Genomic DNA, 15,419 nt, shown 5'->3' on the forward strand with positions numbered 1-15,419 from the left:
CATGATTTATTGATATAAATGACTAATGGATAACAACCTTTCTGTTGCCTCCATCAATTGATCGTCATCTAAGGCTAATGAGATTCTCACATAATTGCGACCGTGTTCACCAAATGGTATTCCAGGAGCTACGAGTATAGATAATTCCTTTAGTAAATATTTTTCGAAACTTTCACCATCAAAGTCAGGTGGCGTTTTTAACCAAAGGAATATCCCACCCGTCATTGGTTCATAAGGCAAATTTTCCTCATCTAGTTTTGCAGTAAATTGATCTCTTCGACGTTTAAATGTTGTATTTTGTTGCTGTAAAAAGTCATCATAATTATTTAAAGCGTACGTAGCTGCATCTTGCAAAGCGCCAAACATACCTGCATGAGTGTGTGATTGGAATTTCTTTAAAGCTTGAATCATTTCTTTATTTCCAACTGCGAAACCTACTCTAAAACCTGACATGTTAAAACCTTTTGATAATGAATAAATTTCAATCGCTAAATCTTTAGCACCCTCAGATTGTAAAATACTAGGATTGTCATGTTCAAAACCAAATGCACTGTAAGCAAAGTCATGCACAATCCTTGTTTTGCTCCCTTTAAATTGTGCTATCGTATCATCAAACACTTTTTGTGACGCAGCTGATCCAGTTGGATTATTTGGATAAGTTAAGTAAACAAGACGTGTATTTTCTAAAGTTTCTTTGTTAATTTGGTCCCATTTTGGTAAATAACGAGGCGGTTCTAACACTAAAGATTGTGGTTTAGCATCAGCAAGTAGCACACCAGCAAGATAATCTGCATAACCAGGGTCAGGTAATAGAACGGTCTCGCCCGGATTTACAATACATTGAGGTAAATTCACAAGTCCATTTTTAGTTCCATACAAGATACAAACCTCATCTTCTTTATCTAAAGAAACTTGATAATGTCTTTCATAAAAATCAACAATCGCTTGTTTAAACTGATCTTTACCATGGAAAGCGACATATTTTTGATTTTCAGGTTTATATAATGCGTTCGAAAATTCATCTAATATACCTTTAGGCGTATCGCCATCAGGGATGCCTACAGCCATATTTATAAGTGGTAAAGGGCCATGTTCTACTTTACGGCCCATTGTTTTACCAAAATAGCTATCCGGTATTTGAGCTAGTCGATTTGATAGTTCCATATAATACCTTCCTTCATTAAAAATACGAGAGTCTGAGACAATAATATTTGTCTTAGACTCTATGTCTACTAGTGAGACTACAAAATCTTTATTAAAAAATCGATCTCTGTCCCACTCCCATCTTTCTCAACAAAATATTTCAATTACTTTTATTTTATCAGAATATTCAAATAAATAAAGCGAATAGAAAAAGAGCGACTCCGAAGAGTCGCTCTTTAATTAGGTTAACTAAATATTACTTACTTAGTTAAGGTCGGCTTACCAACCTACCCATGCACCTGAACCTTGTTGTTTGTAAACTTGAGCAGCTGTGTTAATTTGTTCTTGAACTGACATACCTGAATGTTCACCGTGACCTAATAATTGGAATAAACCGTATGCACCTGATGAAGCGTTAACTGCATGTGGGTTTCCGCCACTTTCACGTTGGATAACACCTTTCCATTGTGATGCAGATACACCAGTACGTTCTGCCATTTGTTGAGCAATTGCATCAATGCTTGAAGTATCATTTGATGATGCTGATGATTGAGTGCTTGTTTGTGCTTTTTGAACGTTGTTGTTTGAAGAAGCTTTTGGAGCTTGAACTGCTTCAACTTGAACGTTGTTTGATTGTTTTTGAGCACTAACTTGGTTAGATGATTTTTCATTTGAATGGTGAGATACTTGAGCACTTACATCTTTATGTGAAGTGTTTGAAGCTGTGCTGTGTGAAGCAGCGCTTTGTGAACCTACTTGTTTGTAGCTCCATGACCATTTTTCACCATTTGATTTAAATGAATATTCGAAACCATTTAATACGAAATCGTAGTTGTACGCACCAGCGTGTAATGGTTTTTCATTTAATTCTTTAGCATTGCTTTGTGCTAATTCAGCTAAATGTGCTTTATCGATATTTGATTCAGAAGCGTGTGCTTCATTGTTATCTGCTTGAGTTGCATATCCTGTTACACCTAATGCTACTGCTAATGACGATGCTAAAATTGACTTTTTCATAATAAAAAAATCCTCCATTTAAGTTTTGTTTTACTTTTTTAATTTAATATCGTTTGTGCAAGTTAATTTTTAAAATTGTTGTTCGTTTTTTTTGACCATAAGTAATATATCATAAATTTCACAGATTTGTATTACACCTATATAACAAAAATTTACAAAAACAGACCTTTTCTGTAATATTGACACCTATTAGTTTTGTATTGTAATGATTAAATGATTGATTTAACTATACAAAAATAGTTATAAACACCTTTACAACAACCTTTTAGAGCGAACACACTTCTATGTCTTTATTTTCAGAAATATTACAACGTAATCCAATGTAACAATAACGTAATATAATTAGGGGGTTCTTTTTTGATATTTTTTAAGTATTTTTTCTAAAAAAATCACTTTACAAGTTACAGAAAGTGCTTGATTATGGTGTGTTTGATGAATTTTCAGTGTGTTTAACTTCAATTAACATTTGTTAATGAAGTTAATATGCAATTAAAACTATACATATAAACATATATTTCAAATCATAAGTAATATACATTTACTACTTCTTTAATTTATATAAGCTTTTTTCTCCATCTGGAAGTTTATCTATAAAACTGTGTGGATTTTCTGCATAATCATTTCCTAACCCGTCTTTCATACGTTGAAAGTGCAAGTGTGGCCCGGAAGTCTTTTTACCAGTATTACCTGATAGAGCAATCACTTCTCCCGCTTCAACACGTTGTCCTTCCTTTACTTTAATTTCATTTAAATGCATATACCATTGATAATATCGTCCATTATCTTCAGAAATTTGTACGACCTTCCCTCCATATTCATCGTTGAACGTGCGTGTTACTTCTCCATCGGACGCTGCTTTAACTGGTGTTTTTTTAGGAATATCGTAATCAATACCGTAATGCTTACCTTTGAAGTCATTATATTTGTATTCTCCAAATGTCTCAGTTTCTCTACTTTGATCAAAAACATGAGACAATTTTCCACTACTATCTTCATTCATACTTTGATTGAATTCTTCTACATAACTGCTTACGTTATATTGAATTGGATCTTTGTACATCCATAACATGATAAGAACTGAAATGATGACAATATATATTACCGATAATGTGATTATTTTTCTCATAATATGGTTCATCCTTTAAAACTACTATTGTTTTTCTCTCACGATTGTCCTATTTTAAATATTTTATCTTTAACTATTCCACAAAAAAGCAGTTATTTCTATTTAAACGCATTAAATAGAAATAACTGCTCTTACTAAATATTCCGAGTTTCTTCATTATATTGTATTTTAACTTTCATCCTCAGCAGTATGCTTTTTATATTGTCTGTACATCAGTGCGAGTAACAAGAACCATAACGGCGCACATATTACTCCGATACGCGTTTCAGGATTGACTAATAACACACCAAAGATAAATATAAAGAATGCGATAATACACAATGCCATCAATTTACCGCCTGGTAGTTTATATTTGCTTTTCTTGTGTAAGTCAGGCTGTGATTTAGCATAACGATAATATGCAAAAATAATCAATGTCCAAATTACAATATTTAATACCGTAGAAATTGTACTAATATAAACGAATACGGTCGTTGCATTTGGAATGAAATAATTTAATAGTACTGCAATTAATAAACATGATGATGTAGCTATAATTGCTGTAAGCGGAACACCTTTCTTGTTAGTAACTTGAAATTTCGGTGGCGCTTGCTTTCTGTCAGCTAGTCCAAATAATGTTCTACTATTCGCGAAGATACCACTATTACAAGCTGACGCTGCAGCTGTTAACACTACAAAATTGATTAATCCTGCTGCAAATGGAATACCAATTAATGAAAATAATTTTACGAATGGACTGCCATCTGGATCTAACTTATTCCAAGGAACGATTGAGATGATAACAGCAATCGCACCTACATAAAATATTAAGATTCTAAATGGCACATTATTAATTGCTTTTGGAATTGTTTTATGTGGATTTTGCGTTTCTCCAGCAGTAATCCCAATCATTTCAATTCCAACAAATGAGAATATGGCCATTTGGAATGACATAAAGAAGCCTGATGCACCGTTAGGGAACATGCCACCATGACTATAAATATTAGTCAAACTTGCATGTCCGTAAGATGTCTTATAAGCCATAACAATCATTACAATCCCAACTGCAATGAGTGCTAATATCGTACCAACCTTGATTAATGCAAACCAGAACTCTAATTCCCCGAATAACTTTGTGCTAAGTAAGTTGAAAGACATTAATAGAAGTACACAGGCTAGTGCTGTTAACCAGTTCGGTATTTGAGGAAACCAAAATGAAACGTATTTTGCAACTGCTGTTACCTCAGCCATACCAGACACAATCCACGTTAACCAATAAGTCCAACCTGTAATAAATCCAGCTAACGACCCAACATACTTATGTGTAATATCTGCAAATGAGTTAAAATCCGTGTTGGATAATAACATTTCCCCCATAGCTCTCATAAACATGAATAATACAAAACCAACTATAATATATGTAAGTAAAATAGACGGCCCTGCTAAATGAATCGACTGTCCTGCTCCTAAAAATAATCCAGTACCAATGGCACCACCAATGGCAATTAACTGTATGTGTCGATTACTTAACTCTCTCTTTAATTGTTTCGACATCGTTTCTACCCCTTAATTTTTATTTAAAGCCCTTTCATAACTTACATCTTTCCCCGAATCGTTTAATATTAACCTTAAATTTTCTTCTGTAACCTCCTCTGAATTCGTAAACAATGCATCATAACTACATTTAGCACGATTTTTATTTTTTTGAAACTGTTTTATTTTATCGACAAAATAATTCATCATAAAGCTATAAAAATATAAAAATCCCCTTTAATAAATTGTTTGTATTGCAAAATACAATAAAGTATAAGGCAATTGAACAATCTACCAAAGGGGGAAATCTTTATAGAATAGTGAACTGACTTAGTATTTATTGTTGTTAATAAACTGTAGTACATCTCCAGTCATAGCCACAGCGTTATTTGTTTGTCCATCAACGCCACCATGATGAAGACCGATTAATTGGTTATTACTATTAAATACAGGAGAACCTGAATTTCCTCCAAACGTACTTGCACCATATGTTAATTCTGTGCCTTGATTTTCAATAATCTTACCTTTACTTTCCCACATCGTAGCCATTGGTTTATCACCTGGATAACCAGTAACAGTCATAGCATCGCCCTTGCTAGCAGTTGAAGCATCTTGAATTGAAGCTGGTTGTACCACGTCACCTAAAGATTGACCTTTAGAATTTTTATTAAAGTGTACAAGCACTAAATCTGAATCACCTGGATAAGCTTGCACGTCTTTCTCAGTGAATTTTCCATATGGGTATGTAGCACTATCTTTAGCTGCAGGTGCGAAAGTCAAATTATCTGAAAGATTCGCTACGTGTTTATTTGTTAACACTGTATTGTCATCTATTACGACACCTGAAGCAATGTTTTGTCCTGCGTTAATAAAACCAATTGATTGATAATGTCCTGATGTTGTATTCGTAATTTGATGACGATCTTCGTTCGGTAAAATAACTTCATTGATAACTTGTGGTGTTTGCTCAGTATCATTTGTCTTTTGTTGTGTTTGTGTCGATTGTTGTTGCGTATCTTGTGAATTTGTTTCTGCATGTGCTGAAGCGTTATTTGCGGCTAACGGCAATAATAAAGTTAACGAGCATGTAAGACCCGCAAGCGTTTTTTTCATAATGTTTCTAAACCTCCACTAAAATTGTTTTATGATTTAAATTTATAGAAAAACCTAAAATTAATCAAATATAAATTGTAAACTGATCTATCCACGAGGGAAATCAGTTATAATTTGTTGCATCGAACGACGTACACTACTATCATACATCGCACCAAATTTAACTAAATGCACCATCAATAAATATAATCTGTAAAATTCTAAACGTTTTTGTGCACCATCTCCCAATGGAAAGTGTTTATCATATGTCTCGTAGAATGATTCTGTAAAGCCTCCGAACACAGTTGTAATACCTAGATCAAACTCTCTATCACCATAAAATGGGGCTGGATCGAATAACGCTGGAGAGCCATCATTTAGGAACATATAATTCCCTCCCCATAAATCACCATGTAAGAGTGAGGGTTTACTACGTTTATTACTTAATTCTTCAACAATTCGTGAGCGTACTTGTTCGTACGTTTCTACATCAACATCTGCCCACAAGCCTTTTCTAACCAATTCATCGCGCAAATGGTCTAATCGACGTTCAACAAATAATGTTACCCATGATTCAGTCCACGTATTATCAAATGAAATATCGCCACCTTCATGTGGTAAATCAAATCCGAACTTATTATCAGGTTGTTGCACGCTATGTAGCTTCGCGACAAGTTCCCCTAATGCTTCTTGGCTCCCGGTCGTACCTTCTTCTAAGAAAGTTAATAATAAATAGGCATCTTCGTTGATCTCTCCACTTTTTATGACACGAGGTGCAGTGATATTTGCTTTCTCAAACAGTTCCAAACCTGCTATTTCAACATCGTAGAAAGATGATTTTCTCTGACGTTGTACGAGTAGAAAGTATGTTTCATCTGATGTGTTAACTTTAAATGCTTCATTGACATCACCACCAGCTACTGGCCTAATCGATTTAATATTATTTAATGGAAGTTGTTCTTCCCATAATTGTGCCATTAACATTCCTTCATCATTGGATATCTAACATATTGTTATATTTCCTTATTTTCGAAAATTAATCTTCACATACATATTTAATCACTAATTTCCGCTAGGCATAATCTATAGAAAATGCTAGTCTAATAGAGGTAAATAAAACAAATTGAGTCTGAGACAAAAATAAGTTTTTCAGACACTTTATCAAGTTGGCAGTAGATGTCTGAATTGAAAATGCGCTTATAACAAGCTTTTTTTAATCCTAGTCATACTTGCCGGGGTGGGACTACGAAATCTTTATTAGAAAATTCGATTTCTGTCCCACTCCCAATCATGATTAACAAAAAATTTCAACGACGGAGTTGACTGTTATGTATAAAATCATCAAACCTTTTTTATTTAAATATGAACCTGAACAAGCACATGGTAAAACTTTAGATGCTTTAAAATTTGTCCAACATTATTCACAACTCTTACCATTAATTAAAAAAATGTACCACTATGACCATCCGAGTTTACAACAAAATTTAAATAACATTGAGTTTCGTAACCCTATTGGATTGGCAGCGGGATTCGATAAATCATGTGAAGTGCCTAAAGCTTTGGAAAACGCTGGTTTCGGCGCAATAGAATTAGGCGGTATCACACCAAAACCTCAACATGGGAACCCTAAACCAAGAATGTTCCGTCTCGTAGAAGACCAAGCGCTTATCAACCGTATGGGCTTTAACAACTTAGGAATGAATAAAGCGTTAAGTAATTTACGTAAATACCACTATGACATCCCAGTCGGATTAAATGTCGGCGTAAATAAAGTTACACCTTACGAAGAGCGTTATCAAGATTACATTAAAGTAATGGAGACGTTTAAACACGATGTAACCTTCTTTACTGTTAATATTAGTTCACCTAATACAGAAAATCTTCAAAAGTTCCATGATAAAAGTGAATTCTCACAACTATGTGAAGCCATTCAGAACTTCAGACAAAGAACAGAACTTTCTGTTCCAATCTTTATTAAGTTAACTTCAGACTTAAAACTTGAAGATCTAGGACGTATGCTCGACCATATCGTCGAAACATTTGATGGTATCATATTGGCCAATACAACTCAGCAACGAGACGGTTTAAGCTCTGATCATCGCCAAGAATCTGGTGGGCTTAGTGGTAAACCTCTATTTGAACGTAATTTAAAAATGATAAATTACGCGTACAAATATACAAAAGGCCAATTCTTAATCATTGGTACTGGTGGTATTTTCACTAGTGAAGACGTAATAAAAATGTTAAGAAACGGTGCATCACTTGTGCAAATATATAGTTCTCTCGTTTATGAAGGACCTGGTTTAACTAAAAAATTAAATAAATCACTTGCACAATATTTAGAGTCAAACGGATACCAAAATGTTAGCGAAATTATCGGTCTAGATGTTGAGTAATAACTTGAATCAATTTTCTCTCACAGTTAACAACGTTGCGTTATAATAGAACTAAAGGAGGTCATCGTATGTATGAAAATATATTACTAGCCTATGATTTCGATAATAAGTTCAATAACGTCCCTGCAGAGCTTGAACGTCTCACTTCAGCCTCTGACGACTCACAAATTACTATATTTAATGTTATAAGTGAGAGTGAATTAGAAACATCTGTACGCTATAAAAATGTACATTTCGAAGAGCTTGTTGAAGAGAAAAAAGAACAGCTCAAACCTTTTATTGACGAATTAAAATCTCGTGATTTAAATGTCTCAGTTAAATTCAAATCAGGTTATATTAAGCAATCTATTTTAGAAGAAATTAACGAAAACAATTACGATGTCATTGTGATGAGTAATAAACGCGCACGTCCCAATATAAAAAATGTACTGGGTAATGTAACACATAAAATTGCAAATAGTGCTAACATCCCAGTACTTATCATTAAATAACACTCAGTGAATAACTCAATTTGTCTTACGGCAAATTGAGTTTTATTTTGATTACATTGCAATCACATTAAATAAATGCTCATCAACATCACTAAATAAGCCGCCATAGAAACCTTCGTGTACAGTTCCTTTCTCTAATACTTTACCACCCGCACGTTCTACAAGTTCTAACAATTCATCTACTTGTTCGTTTGTTTTAACTGAAATTGAAACGAGTGCTTCATTTTTACCGATTTCATTTAAACGTGCTACTTTTTCAAATTGACTTTGTTCGATCAGCATTATCACTTTGTTATCTACCGTCTCAATGCCTCTCATTTTATCGATTACGCCTTCTTGTTTCTTAATTGTAAAACCAATTTCCTCAAAAAACTTTTCACTCGCCTCTAAATCTTTTACAGGTAAGTTAAGCCAAGCTGATTGTATTTCCATTTGATTCACCACTTTCAATTTAATTTAGTTATACTCAGTAAAACATATTTCTGTACACTAATCATATAAAAACTAAAGATATAGAGTTATTCATTTAGCTTATTTATAAAATTACAGAAGACACGTTACCGTTTTAAAGCAAAAAAATAAAAGAAATTTCAGAATTATCTAAAATCTATAGTGAAAATGTGTTATGATATGAATTATATTTTTACTCATGTTAGTGAATTGCAATTTTTATGGGAGAGGTTTAAAGTGACAAATTTTATGCAAAAGATATTTACCAAAGAAGATCCTTCCGTTTATAAAGGGAAAGACGCACACTTAGATCGTACTTTACACGTTAAGGATTTTATTTCTTTAGGTGTGGGTACAATTGTTTCAACATCTATCTTCACATTACCGGGGGTTGTTGCAGCTGATCATACAGGTCCTGCTGTAGCATTATCCTTCATTTTCGCAGCGATTGTTGCTGCACTCGTTTCGTTTGCATATGCTGAGATGTCATCATCCATGCCGTATGCTGGATCCGCATATTCTTGGATCAATGTATTATTTGGGGAAGTGTTTGGCTGGATTGCAGGTTGGGCATTATTAGCCGAGTATTTTATAGCTGTGGCATTTGTAGCATCTGGATTTTCCGCAAACTTACGAGGTTTGATATCGCCATTAGGTATCAAATTACCTAAGTCATTAGCAAATACTTTTGGGACAGATGGTGGTGTCATCGACATTACTGCCGCAATCGTTATTATTTTAACGGGATTATTATTAGCTAAAGGGACAACTTCTACAGCTCGTATCGAAAATATTCTCGTAGTACTTAAAGTATTAGCAGTTTTATTATTTATCGTTGTAGGTTTAACAGTGATTAATATAAATAACTACGTGCCATTTATACCTGAACACCGTATGACGAAAGCAGGATCATTTGGTGGATGGCAAGGTATATACGCTGGGGTTTCAATGATTTTCTTAGCGTATATCGGATTTGACTCAATTGCTGCAAACTCTGCAGAAGCTGTAAATCCGCAAAAAACAATGCCTAGAGGTATTTTAGGTTCACTAGCAATTGCGGTCATACTATTTGTTGCCGTGGCACTCGTGCTCGTTGGGATGTTTAAATACTCAGACTATGCTGGAAACGCAGAACCAGTAGGTTGGGCTTTACGACAAAGTGGCTTTGGCGTTGTTGCCGCAATTGTTCAAGCAATCTCAGTCATCGGTATGTTTACCGCACTTATAGGTATGATGATGGCAGGTTCTCGTCTGTTGTACTCATTCGGTCGTGATGGCTTATTACCTTCTTGGTTAGGTGGTTTAAATAAAAATAACTTACCTAACAGATCATTAGTCATATTAACAATCATTGCAGTAATCATCGGATCAATGTTCCCGTTCTCATTCTTAGCACAACTTATTTCAGCAGGAACACTTGTGGCGTTTATGTTTGTATCTATTGCAATGTTTGCTTTAAGACCAAGACAAGGGAAAGATTTACCCGTTCCACAATTTAAAATGCCACTCTATCCAGTGTTACCAATTATTTCGTTTATCTGTGTAGCGGTTGTATTTTGGGGATTAAGTGGAGAAGCAAAACTTTACACCCTTATTTGGTTCATATTTGGACTATTAATATATTTCATTTACGGTGTAAGACATTCAAAAAAACATAAAGCATAAGGTTATGTAAAAGAGTGAGATAGTAATCTCACTCTTTTTTGTATTACTAAAATCAGCTTTCTGATTTCTAGCTTATTGATATATACTTAATACAATTATTGATACAATGGCGGAGGTTCGCATTTTAAAACTAGGAGCGTGATTGAATGTCTAACGAATTTATTTACAGAAATACAGTCCAACCTAATTGGATTGATCATAACAACCATATGCACGATGCACAGTATTACTCAGTTTTTAGTGATGCAGTCGTGGATTTCTTCCGATCTATAGATTTTTCAATTTCCTATAGACAAAACCAAGAAATTACAATTTTTAGTATAGAGGCTCATGTCTCTTTCCTAAATGAATTACTACTAAATGAAACATTTTATATTAAGTCTCATTTATATGATTACGATGAGAAACGAGTACATTTATTTTTAACGATGTATAATGAACACGATGAACGGGCTGCAACTTATGAAGTGATGATGATGGCTGTTAATAATCGTACACGCCGCAGTGCTACTTTCCCAGATGAAATATATGAAAAAATTATTAATTATTATAATCAACAACCGGATTTTGAAATTCCTAAACAATTAGGACATATTATAGGAATACCGAGAAACAAATAAACCACTTCAAAATGATCTTTGTCATACTTTGGCCCTATCATTAAGAAAATAACTTCCAAAATTTGATAAAAGTCATTAAAATATATGAAAAGATGTAATTTCTTTAAAATAACAGGAAGTGGTTATATGAAAAGAACGGAAAAAAATAAATATGATTATGTAGACGATAGAAAGATGGAACAACGCTATTACAATGAACGAGATCAAAGACGTGAACAACAATTAGAATATGAAAATGAAAAATCATCAAAATCCAAAAAATGGTTAACTGGTATTATCATACTACTCGTTGCTATCGTCGCAATTTGTCTCACAATTTTCTTCATGAATAAGAACGATACACAATCTAATAATCAACAACAAACTGCTAATGAACAACAAAGCTCTAATAATCAACAGACTGGCGATAAGCAACCTAACGCATCTCAAGATTATCAACAACAAGCGCAATCTAGTGATATCAACAATCAAATTTCAACAGCTAAAGAACAAATACAAGATAATCAAAATAGTGAAGATCTTATTAACAAAATTCAAGATAAAATCGATAATCTGAAAAGCAACGTTCAAAATGATACAGACCAACAACTCACACAAGATTTTCAACAACAAGCTGATAAATTAGAAAAAGCGAATACTGCACAACAAAACAACGAAGATCAATCTAAGGTGAACAATCTGTTAAATGATATTGATGACAAGTTATCTTCAATAAAAGATAAAATCAGCGAATACTTTGACAAGTAAAATAAAAATTGCACATAAATTAAAAAGGTCAGAAAGCCCAAATATTCTAAACATTTAAGCTTTCTGACCTTTATTTATGATTCATATTGAAACTATTTTTCTAAAGCTTGTTTTAAATCTGCTACTAAGTCTTCAGTATCTTCAATACCAACGGATAAACGAATTAAGCCATCAGCAATACCTTCTTTTTCACGAACGTCTTTAGGGATTGAAGCATGTGTCATTAATGCAGGAACTGATACTAAACTTTCTACCGCGCCTAAGCTTTCCGCAAGTGTGAACAGTTTAGACTCCTTGATGACTTTCTTAGCTGTTTCAATATCAGCTACTTCAAATGCTACTACACCTGTGTGTCCACTTGCTTGTGATTGGTGAATGTCATGATTTAAATGTGATTCAATACTTGGATGGAATACTGCTTGTACTGCCTCATGACTTTGTAACATCTCAACAATCGCTAGTGTATTACGTTGAACTTGATCCATTCGTAAGCCAAGTGTTTTAATACCGCGGATTAATAAATAACTATCTTGTGGTCCAAGCACACCACCAGTTGAGTTTTGAATGAAACCGATGCGTTCTGCTAAATCAGCATTATTTGTTGCAACTAAACCAGCTACTACATCACTATGTCCGCCGATATATTTCGTTGCTGAATGTAATACGATATCGATATCAAAAGTTAATGGATTTTGGAAATATGGTGTCATAAACGTATTATCAACGACTGAAATCAAATTATGTTTTTTAGCAATTTCAGCTGTTTTTTTAATATCTGTGACACGTAATAATGGGTTTGATGGTGTTTCGATATAAAGCATCTTCGTTTCAGGTTTAATATATGATTCTACAGAATCAATTTGTGTCGTATCTATAAAGTCTACTTTTATACCATAGCGTGTAAATACTTTAGTTAAGGCTCTGTACGTACCACCATACACATCCGAATTAATTAATAAATGATCTCCTTCGTCTAGCAACATTATTACTGCACTAATTGCGGCCATTCCTGAACCAAAGGCAAAGCCATGTTGACCATGTTCTAAATCAGCAATTAATCCTTCTAATGCAGTACGTGTTGGATTACCTGAACGAGAATATTCGTAACCTTGGCGTAAATCACCTATAGCATCTTGTTCATACGTACTCGTTTGATAAATAGGTGTTGTTACTGCACCTGTATACGGATCCGTTGTCTTGCCACCATGAATTAATTGTGTTTTTTTATTCATCATACATTCTCCTTATAATTGAATATTTGTTTAGACATATAACGATCGCTTCCATCTGGGAAAATCGTTACGATTACACCTTTATTTAAATGTTTTTTAATTTCAAGTGCACCTTGTAATGCGGCACCTGACGAACTTCCTACTAACAGACCTTCTTTTTTAGCTATTTGCGCTACATTATTAAAGCCATCTGCACCACTGACTGTTATAATATCACTCACTAATGACTTAGGTAAAAATTGAGGCCATTGTTCAGAACCTATCCCTTCTATATCATGAGGATGTTGTGGTCCCCCATTTAAAATAGATCCTTCTGGTTCGACGATAACATTTTCAACATTTAAAGTAGACATATGACGAGCTACCCCTGTAAATGTGCCACCTGAACCTACACCAGCTACAAAATAATCAACCTCTGGCAACTCATCTGTTATCTCTTTAGCTAAAGTGTCTTCATAAGCTCGTGGGTTATGTTCCGACTCGAATTGGTTCATATATAATGCACCATTTGATTTAGCATAAGCTCTAGCTACTCTTTGCGCTTCTTTCATGCCCCCATCCTTAGGCGTACGTTTAACAACTGCACCTAGCGCTTTCATGATAGAAATTTTTTCCTCTGAAAATCCTTCAGGCGCAAATATTACTGTTTTCAAATCGAAATGATTCGCTGCAATGGCTAAACCTATACCTGTATTACCAGCTGAAGCTTCCACGATAGTATCTCCACTTTTTAAACCATGTTCCTCCACTGCCTGCTCGATTAAATATTTACCTAATCGATCTTTCACACTGCCACCAGGATTAAATTGCTCTAATTTAGCGTAAATTTGAACATTTTCATCGCTAAAAGACTTTAACAACACTAGTGGCGTATGACCTATTAAGTCAAAAGTTATCATCGTTAACCTCCAAATATTAATACCATTAAATCTTACCACACAGCTAAGGATTATAGACAAAAAACGTACGTATTGCAAATTTTTAAATTGAAAACCAGCTTAGTAGTCCCACTTTTAGACTACTTGGGAGACTTCGGTGACACAACCCTCAGACTCCTCTCGGTCGATCTTCCTATGTGACCACATTGTAAAATAAACATTACCCTTTGCTTTGTTTTCACAATATTGGGATAATAATTTTAATTATTAATTTGAGGAGGTCAGTATATGCAACGTCAACAAGATAAAATTACGATGAATGTCATACTGCTCGCCGGAAAGATTCTTTTAGCATCTGGTGCAGAAGTTTCCAGAATAGAAGATACGATGCGTCGTATTGCAATTTGTATGGGATATTATCAAAGTCAAGGTTATGTTATTAATGTGTTTATCAACTTTTCATTAAGCGAAGAGCATGATACACGAATACTGAGAATCAATAAAAATATTACAAATTTATCTAAAATATACCAAGTTAATTCTATTTCACGACAGTTAACGAGCAACAAGATTTCAATTGACGAAGCATATACATTGCTTAAACGTGTGGATCAATCGTCATTAAGCATTGCGCTATGGAAAAAGGTCATCGCTGCTGGGTTAATATCGATTAGCTTTTTATATCTACAAGGTGGTTCATTGAAAGAGTTAATTACGACTTTAATTGCTGGTGCTATTGGATTTTGCATTATTGAATTGTTGCAACGAAAATCATTAACGATGTTTATACCTGAATTTATCGGATCAATTGTGTTAGGTTCTATCGTTATTCTTGGTTCAGAATTCTTTCATGTGGGAGACCGCTTCGGACCTTCGATGATTGCTTCCGTTATGCCAATTGTTCCTGGAGTTTTAATTACAACGGCTATTCAAGATTTATTTAGTCGCCATATGATAATGTTCACTGCTAAATTTCTAGAAGCTTTAGTCATAGCATTTGCTATAGGTTCAGGAATTGCTATTGCCTACTCAATATTTTAAGGAGGATGA

General features: G+C 34.1%; 15 protein-coding genes. 6 read left to right on the top strand and 9 right to left on the bottom strand.

Going from position 1 to position 15,419, the window contains the following annotated elements:
- Positions 1-6: 6 nt before the first annotated feature.
- The 6 genes from QQM35_RS02080 to QQM35_RS02105 all read right to left on the bottom strand — a co-directional run bounded on the left by QQM35_RS02080 (position 7) and on the right by QQM35_RS02105 (position 6,868).
- Entirely contained in the window at positions 7-1,164 is a 1,158-nt protein-coding gene (locus tag QQM35_RS02080; RefSeq protein WP_251517294.1) for an aminotransferase class I/II-fold pyridoxal phosphate-dependent enzyme, read from the bottom strand.
- 258 nt (positions 1,165-1,422) lie between these two features.
- Entirely contained in the window at positions 1,423-2,160 is a 738-nt protein-coding gene (locus tag QQM35_RS02085; RefSeq protein ID WP_342610461.1) for a transglycosylase family protein, read from the bottom strand.
- A gap of 541 nt (positions 2,161-2,701) precedes the next feature.
- Positions 2,702-3,286: a M23 family metallopeptidase gene (locus QQM35_RS02090; protein ID WP_251517272.1), complete on the bottom strand. Its 585-nt coding sequence runs from the start codon at positions 3,284-3,286 to the stop codon at positions 2,702-2,704.
- A 168-nt stretch (positions 3,287-3,454) separates the two neighbouring features.
- Positions 3,455-4,819 (bottom strand): amino acid permease, encoded by a 1,365-nt coding sequence (locus QQM35_RS02095; protein WP_251942432.1) that lies wholly within the window; start codon positions 4,817-4,819, stop codon positions 3,455-3,457.
- A 309-nt stretch (positions 4,820-5,128) separates the two neighbouring features.
- On the bottom strand, positions 5,129-5,911 hold the full coding sequence (locus QQM35_RS02100; protein ID WP_342610462.1) for a serine protease: 783 nt from the start codon (positions 5,909-5,911) through the stop codon (positions 5,129-5,131).
- Between the two features lie 87 nt (positions 5,912-5,998).
- The gene (locus QQM35_RS02105) at positions 5,999-6,868 is read right to left on the bottom strand and encodes a fructosamine kinase family protein (protein WP_251517267.1); all 870 of its coding nucleotides are present in this window, start codon (positions 6,866-6,868) and stop codon (positions 5,999-6,001) included.
- A 350-nt stretch (positions 6,869-7,218) separates the two neighbouring features.
- Here QQM35_RS02105 and QQM35_RS02110 point away from each other — a divergent pair, with 350 nt between their 5' ends.
- Entirely contained in the window at positions 7,219-8,286 is a 1,068-nt protein-coding gene (locus QQM35_RS02110) for a quinone-dependent dihydroorotate dehydrogenase (protein WP_251517264.1), read from the top strand.
- Positions 8,287-8,354: 68 nt separating this feature from the next.
- Positions 8,355-8,777 carry a universal stress protein gene (locus QQM35_RS02115; RefSeq protein ID WP_251517261.1) on the top strand — a complete coding sequence of 141 codons (423 nt, stop codon included), beginning with the start codon at positions 8,355-8,357 and terminating at the stop codon, positions 8,775-8,777.
- A gap of 51 nt (positions 8,778-8,828) precedes the next feature.
- Here the strand turns inward: QQM35_RS02115 and QQM35_RS02120 are convergent, their stop codons facing one another.
- On the bottom strand, positions 8,829-9,209 hold the full coding sequence (locus tag QQM35_RS02120; protein WP_251517259.1) for a VOC family protein: 381 nt from the start codon (positions 9,207-9,209) through the stop codon (positions 8,829-8,831).
- A 267-nt stretch (positions 9,210-9,476) separates the two neighbouring features.
- On the opposite strand from QQM35_RS02120, the gene QQM35_RS02125 reads away from it, so the two are divergent.
- From QQM35_RS02125 to QQM35_RS02135, 3 genes are all read left to right on the top strand, one after another.
- Positions 9,477-10,892 (top strand): APC family permease, encoded by a 1,416-nt coding sequence (locus QQM35_RS02125; RefSeq protein ID WP_418129320.1) that lies wholly within the window; start codon positions 9,477-9,479, stop codon positions 10,890-10,892.
- A 146-nt stretch (positions 10,893-11,038) separates the two neighbouring features.
- Positions 11,039-11,512 carry a thioesterase family protein gene (locus QQM35_RS02130; RefSeq protein ID WP_251517253.1) on the top strand — a complete coding sequence of 158 codons (474 nt, stop codon included), beginning with the start codon at positions 11,039-11,041 and terminating at the stop codon, positions 11,510-11,512.
- A 126-nt stretch (positions 11,513-11,638) separates the two neighbouring features.
- Positions 11,639-12,259 (top strand): hypothetical protein, encoded by a 621-nt coding sequence (locus tag QQM35_RS02135; protein WP_251517250.1) that lies wholly within the window; start codon positions 11,639-11,641, stop codon positions 12,257-12,259.
- A gap of 92 nt (positions 12,260-12,351) precedes the next feature.
- Here the strand turns inward: QQM35_RS02135 and QQM35_RS02140 are convergent, their stop codons facing one another.
- Positions 12,352-13,491: a bifunctional cystathionine gamma-lyase/homocysteine desulfhydrase gene (locus tag QQM35_RS02140; protein ID WP_251517247.1), complete on the bottom strand. Its 1,140-nt coding sequence runs from the start codon at positions 13,489-13,491 to the stop codon at positions 12,352-12,354.
- A complete protein-coding gene (locus QQM35_RS02145; RefSeq protein ID WP_251517244.1) occupies positions 13,491-14,390 on the bottom strand; it encodes a PLP-dependent cysteine synthase family protein in 900 nt (299 codons plus the stop codon). The genes QQM35_RS02140 and QQM35_RS02145 overlap by 1 nt, the downstream gene beginning before the upstream one ends.
- Positions 14,391-14,657: 267 nt before the next feature.
- On the opposite strand from QQM35_RS02145, the gene QQM35_RS02150 reads away from it, so the two are divergent.
- Positions 14,658-15,410 (top strand): threonine/serine exporter family protein, encoded by a 753-nt coding sequence (locus QQM35_RS02150; protein WP_251517241.1) that lies wholly within the window; start codon positions 14,658-14,660, stop codon positions 15,408-15,410.
- The last annotated feature ends 9 nt before the right edge of the window (positions 15,411-15,419 follow it).

This window comes from Staphylococcus hsinchuensis (genome assembly GCF_038789205.1).
GTDB classification, from domain to species: Bacteria; Bacillota; Bacilli; order Staphylococcales; family Staphylococcaceae; genus Staphylococcus; species Staphylococcus hsinchuensis.

Bases quoted from the DNA above. Each gene is read 5' to 3' on its own strand.
- QQM35_RS02080 (WP_251517294.1), bottom strand. From the start codon at position 1,164: ATGGAACTATCAAATCGACTAGCTCAAATACCGGATAGCTATTTTGGT.
- QQM35_RS02085 (WP_342610461.1), bottom strand. From the start codon at position 2,160: ATGAAAAAGTCAATTTTAGCATCGTCATTAGCAGTAGCATTAGGTGTA.
- QQM35_RS02090 (WP_251517272.1), bottom strand. From the start codon at position 3,286: ATGAGAAAAATAATCACATTATCGGTAATATATATTGTCATCATTTCA.
- QQM35_RS02095 (WP_251942432.1), bottom strand. From the start codon at position 4,819: ATGTCGAAACAATTAAAGAGAGAGTTAAGTAATCGACACATACAGTTA.
- QQM35_RS02100 (WP_342610462.1), bottom strand. From the start codon at position 5,911: ATGAAAAAAACGCTTGCGGGTCTTACATGCTCGTTAACTTTATTATTG.
- QQM35_RS02105 (WP_251517267.1), bottom strand. From the start codon at position 6,868: ATGGCACAATTATGGGAAGAACAACTTCCATTAAATAATATTAAATCG.
- QQM35_RS02110 (WP_251517264.1), top strand. From the start codon at position 7,219: ATGTATAAAATCATCAAACCTTTTTTATTTAAATATGAACCTGAACAA.
- QQM35_RS02115 (WP_251517261.1), top strand. From the start codon at position 8,355: ATGTATGAAAATATATTACTAGCCTATGATTTCGATAATAAGTTCAAT.
- QQM35_RS02120 (WP_251517259.1), bottom strand. From the start codon at position 9,209: ATGGAAATACAATCAGCTTGGCTTAACTTACCTGTAAAAGATTTAGAG.
- QQM35_RS02125 (WP_418129320.1), top strand. From the start codon at position 9,477: ATGCAAAAGATATTTACCAAAGAAGATCCTTCCGTTTATAAAGGGAAA.
- QQM35_RS02130 (WP_251517253.1), top strand. From the start codon at position 11,039: ATGTCTAACGAATTTATTTACAGAAATACAGTCCAACCTAATTGGATT.
- QQM35_RS02135 (WP_251517250.1), top strand. From the start codon at position 11,639: ATGAAAAGAACGGAAAAAAATAAATATGATTATGTAGACGATAGAAAG.
- QQM35_RS02140 (WP_251517247.1), bottom strand. From the start codon at position 13,491: ATGAATAAAAAAACACAATTAATTCATGGTGGCAAGACAACGGATCCG.
- QQM35_RS02145 (WP_251517244.1), bottom strand. From the start codon at position 14,390: ATGATAACTTTTGACTTAATAGGTCATACGCCACTAGTGTTGTTAAAG.
- QQM35_RS02150 (WP_251517241.1), top strand. From the start codon at position 14,658: ATGCAACGTCAACAAGATAAAATTACGATGAATGTCATACTGCTCGCC.